The organism is Arsukibacterium sp. MJ3 (assembly GCF_000987765.1).
In the GTDB taxonomy this organism is placed as follows: Bacteria; Pseudomonadota; Gammaproteobacteria; order Enterobacterales; family Alteromonadaceae; genus Alishewanella.
Map to the genome: position 1 here is coordinate 1 of NZ_LAHP01000042.1, position 4,457 is coordinate 4,457.

At 39.6% G+C, this 4,457-nt stretch carries 4 protein-coding genes; 1 reads left to right on the forward strand and 3 read right to left on the reverse strand.

Annotated elements, in window-relative coordinates; all coding sequences use genetic code 11:
* Nucleotides 1-306 precede the first annotated feature (306 nt).
* On the forward strand, nt 307-1,824 hold the full coding sequence (locus tag VT06_RS16345) for a serine hydrolase (RefSeq protein WP_052750327.1): 1,518 nt from the start codon (nt 307-309) through the stop codon (nt 1,822-1,824).
* 208 nt (nt 1,825-2,032) lie between these two features.
* Here VT06_RS16345 and VT06_RS16350 read toward each other — a convergent pair whose 3' ends face one another.
* Genes VT06_RS16350 through VT06_RS16360 form a run of 3 tightly spaced genes read right to left on the reverse strand, consistent with a single transcriptional unit; the run spans nt 2,033 to nt 4,145 of the window.
* The gene (locus VT06_RS16350) at nt 2,033-2,281 is read right to left on the reverse strand and encodes a hypothetical protein (RefSeq protein ID WP_046555404.1); all 249 of its coding nucleotides are present in this window, start codon (nt 2,279-2,281) and stop codon (nt 2,033-2,035) included.
* Entirely contained in the window at nt 2,278-3,879 is a 1,602-nt protein-coding gene (locus VT06_RS18155; protein ID WP_046555405.1) for a hypothetical protein, read from the reverse strand. The genes VT06_RS16350 and VT06_RS18155 overlap by 4 nt, the downstream gene beginning before the upstream one ends.
* Before the next feature lie 53 nt (nt 3,880-3,932).
* Nucleotides 3,933-4,145: a hypothetical protein gene (locus VT06_RS16360; protein WP_046555406.1), complete on the reverse strand. Its 213-nt coding sequence runs from the start codon at nt 4,143-4,145 to the stop codon at nt 3,933-3,935.
* Nucleotides 4,146-4,457 lie beyond the last annotated feature (312 nt).

Consider the following 4,457-nt stretch of genomic DNA (forward strand, 5'->3'; position numbering starts at 1 on the left):
AGCTGCCTACCGCCGATACGCCAGACAAACTGGCGAAGCTGCTGCCATTTTGATCTAAACAGCAATCATGCCGAAGGTGTGGTTGCTGTTACGCATACTAAATATCGACATATTAGAATCCTCCGATGCTAAGAAACGGGTAAAGTTGGGCCGAAAAAGTCTTACTACTTTGAGCATATTATGATAGTTATCGTCCCTAACAAAAACAGTCAAAGCGACGCCAAAAAGCGGCGCGTTTACTCTTGGTTTTAGGCAACTCAACATATCATCGGCCTATCGATAGCAGGCTAAGTACGGAAACCATACATGAATAAATACTTTGTTCTTATTTCGCTGCTAGGCGCACTCTTTAGTTCAGCAGTTGCCTACACATTGCAAAGGTCGATAAGCGAAGTTCGCAAACATGCTGAATTTCAGCAACACTGGAGTTGCTATACGGCGGTTGATGCAAAAGTGCGCAAAGAGCGGGTTACTGGCGGTATGCTTCCCTTAGTAGTATTCGACGGTGAAACTAAACCCGTTAATGTCAAAACGCGCATGGATTTGTCCAATGTGCCCGCCCTGTCGGTGGCTGTACTGCACAACGGTAAACTGGATTGGAGCGCAGCTTGGGGGCAGCTACGTGCCGGTGGCGCCGATACTGATTGTGGCAGCCTGTTCCAAGCCGGCTCCATCGCCAAGCCCGTTACCTTGCTGGCTGCACTGCGCATGAAGTCAGCAGGATTGATCGATTTTGACGAGAACATTGACAAATATCTGTCATCCTATCGTCTGCCTGTAGGTCTACAATCCAAAGCCAATCCGGTAACATTTCGTAACTTGCTTTCACATACAGCAGGCATTGCCCGTGGCGGCTACGCTGGTTATGCACAGAACGAATCAATACCGACAGATCAACAGATCGTGCGCGGCGAAGACCCAAGCAATTCGCGCAAAGTAGAAGTGGTAAGTGTACCGGGTACTTCACTCGCTTATTCAGGTGGGGGTTATACCGTCATAGAAATTGCCTTACAGGATCAACAGCATAAATCTTTTGATGAGATCATGCGCGAGTGGTTGCTTTTCCCGGTTGGCATGAAGCAAGCGGATTTTGCTATGCCATTGCCCGATTCTAGCTATCTACATACTGCTCACGGACATCAAATTGACGGCACCGTCATTCCTGGAGGCTGGAATAACTATCCTGAGCAGGCTGCAGCCGGTCTGTGGGCAACGGCCACCGACTTGGCTATGTTTTTGCTCGAAATTCATAAAGGTTACGAGGGGAAGAGCAGCTTATTTACCCAAGTCAGTATCCGTGAGATGCTTTCCAGCCCCGTAGATAACCATGCTTACGGTTTCAGATTAATTGGTGAAGGTAATATGGTTTTTATCACTCATTATGGCGGCACTGAAGGCTACAGGGCCGGTATTACATTGAACTTGAAAACTGGTGATGGTGCGGTGTTTCTGGCCAACTCTAATAATGGAGCAAATCTTGGTGAAGAATTCTTCAACTCTGTTTCTCGTACCTATGAATGGCCTGTGTTCCGGGAAAAAAGAGTTCAGCGAGTCAATCAACCAGTTGCAGTCTTGCAGTCACTCGCTGGAACTTATGTTTTCCCGAGTCAGGGCTGGACGGCTTCGGTGCTTAACGAGCGTGACTCACTTACACTGGTATTTCCGGCGGGCAATCGTCTTCCCCTCGTCATGTTTCCGATCCAAGGTAAACCCCTCGAGTTCGCCCATGAAACTGGTGTTATCGCCAACTTCAGTGGGGAAGGAACTGATATGAAGATTCATTTGTTCGGACAAACGGGGCAGCGGCAAGCGATATTTGATTAGAATTATTTTCGAGCGGTTCTGCCTAACACATATGAGCCTTCTCGAAGTCTGCCGCGTGAAAAGGACAGGCACAACTGAACACGTATGCCAATAATAATCCGTATAAGTTTATTGATCCTAATGGTGAGGAAGCTAAAAGTATCTTTATCCAAAACAAAACTTATGAGAATTATGGGCACATTTCTGCTGTGCCTGTCCTATTTTCTACTTACATCTCTCTGAATTTTGATTTTCCTAGAAGTAATGGTTCGCCGCCATGAAAATCAAACATAATCTTCTCAAATCCATCTGAGTCGATAGCCTTACTTACAAAATCAACAAGTGTTTCTAACACTCCTTTTTTCAAAAGGGGAGGTCTTGATATCGAACTTGTATCACTTTTATTAAATACATAACAGTAGCTGCAGTTAATATTGCATCGTTCCGTTATCTTTAGGACAATTTCTAAAGTTTTCATCTAGCAACCTCGTTCTGACAAGACGATTTTAAAGATGTTAAGGTATAAAGCTCAACTTCTTGTGATGGCATGTATTCAATATTTATAAGCATTCCGCTTTGTTTTGAAATCACAGCTAAATTTGCTTTTTCGGTGTGGTCGCCTACTGAAAATGAAGATCCCACTATAGAATCTCCATTTCTTATTCCAAATTTATAAATTTCAGAGTTGATGTCAATCTCCTCTATTCTCATATCTTCTTGCGATCTAATAACATTATAACCAAGGTTGAATTTATGCTTTATATCTCTCCTGTACTCTACACAATTTGAAATATCATTTACAGTTACAGGCCGTCCAACAACAATATGTTTTAAATATAACTTTTTAAAAGTTTCTCTTACACTTTCAGAAAAAGAAGAGAATATCTTATCAGAGTCAAGATGACCTGGTGAATTAATTAAACGTGAGACTAATTTATAAATTTTATGATTTCTTGAAGTACTAGCTTCTAGATTTTTGTCTAAAATAAATGCGATTAAAAAACCTCTCCAATAAGGCATTTTATCTAATTCGGTTCTTGGAGTAACAAAGGCAGGAGTATTGTTAAATATATTTTCATATTCATCTAAACTTAATTTTGAGAAAATTGAATTTTGATTTTTATCAAGATATTCATTAACAGTATCCAAAAAAATACTTTCACTTATGAAGTCCATTTCCTTTTGTATACTAACTGAATAATACTCAGTGAAGCCCTCAATAAACCAATTCAGTCTTGGATATTTTTCACCAGCAAGCCCCATCTGAGTAGGTATCCAAAAATGAGTAAACTCGTGAGATATTATGTTAATTAGTTCTTGATTGGACACTCCCGCTTGATACTCAGCAACAATTGTGTCGTCAAGATTAACTCCGTTTAAATACGTAAAGCCATCATTTGATTCTAAGATAAACATGTTTTTGAGGAGATCCGCCCCCCCAAATCGATTCAAAAGCTTTGTGTATAGTTGTAGGATTTTTTCAAGCTCATTTCGGGAAAACCTATCATAAATCACTTGCACGCCATTTATTTCTGCAACGTCTAAGTTACTCTTAGTTACCAAGGAATAAGAATTATTTAAACTCTGCAAATCAATATTTTGTAAAGTCGGAGAGACGCTTTTTAAGCTTGAATAATAATGTAGATCTTTGTCAAAGTTTGAAATTTTAATGTCGTACTTAAGATTTTTGGCTTTCACAGGGGCAGCTATATAATGAGAGATGTCAAATTTGGCGTGTGGGTTAAAATTAGCAACTCCGCCACTGTCATATGTATAACTTACGTAGTTAGCATTGAGGCAGGGTAAAATTATGCTGTTACCTTCTATATGAATTTCATTTTTTTTTTCAAATGAGCCTAAGTTCAAACTAACTAACAACTCACTATTTGTGCTGTGAAAAATAGGTTTCAGTAGTTCTAACTTTCCATCGCAAGGTAGGCTCGCGGATAACTTAACACCTATACCAGATGACGAACTATATATTTCAATTTCAGCATTTGAATTTTCTTTGCCAAAACAAGCAGTAGGAATAAGGAATAAAACAAATATGAGGTTTTTTTTTATAATTATATTCATAATAAATTTACTTTTTTAAAGAGCTTCTCCTTTCAGACAAGCTCATATCGATATTAGTTAGGGTGACTACCTTGAGTAAACTTGCCATTTTGGGTATAAGATGATTTAAAACTTATAACCTGGCCAAAGCCACCACCAACCACAAGCATCAGTTCCTCGTCATCTAACTCAACTCCAGCAGTTATTTTCTGCTGTTCCGGTCTATCCACACCAGCCTTTATAAGCTGTTCTTTAAGATCGGATTCTAATACTTTACTTAAAGGCATATAACACTCCATTAATAACTGCGAAATTCGCGTAACGATTATTATTCATTAAATAATCTCATGTCAACTACATTTCTGCGATTATTATCAGGTTGATTTCATGACGGATATCTGACGGTAGCATGTATTCATACGTATGATCTTAACGAGCTAACTCATTGATTATTATATGGCATTAAGCATTTAAATAGGCCGGTTTTCTGGTCTCGTTTTACATTTTGGCGTTGGCAATGTTGTGCTAAAAATGCCATCGCGTTATTCATGGCGTTAACTAAATTTGCACCACAACTCATCGCCAGTTCAGTGCAAAAA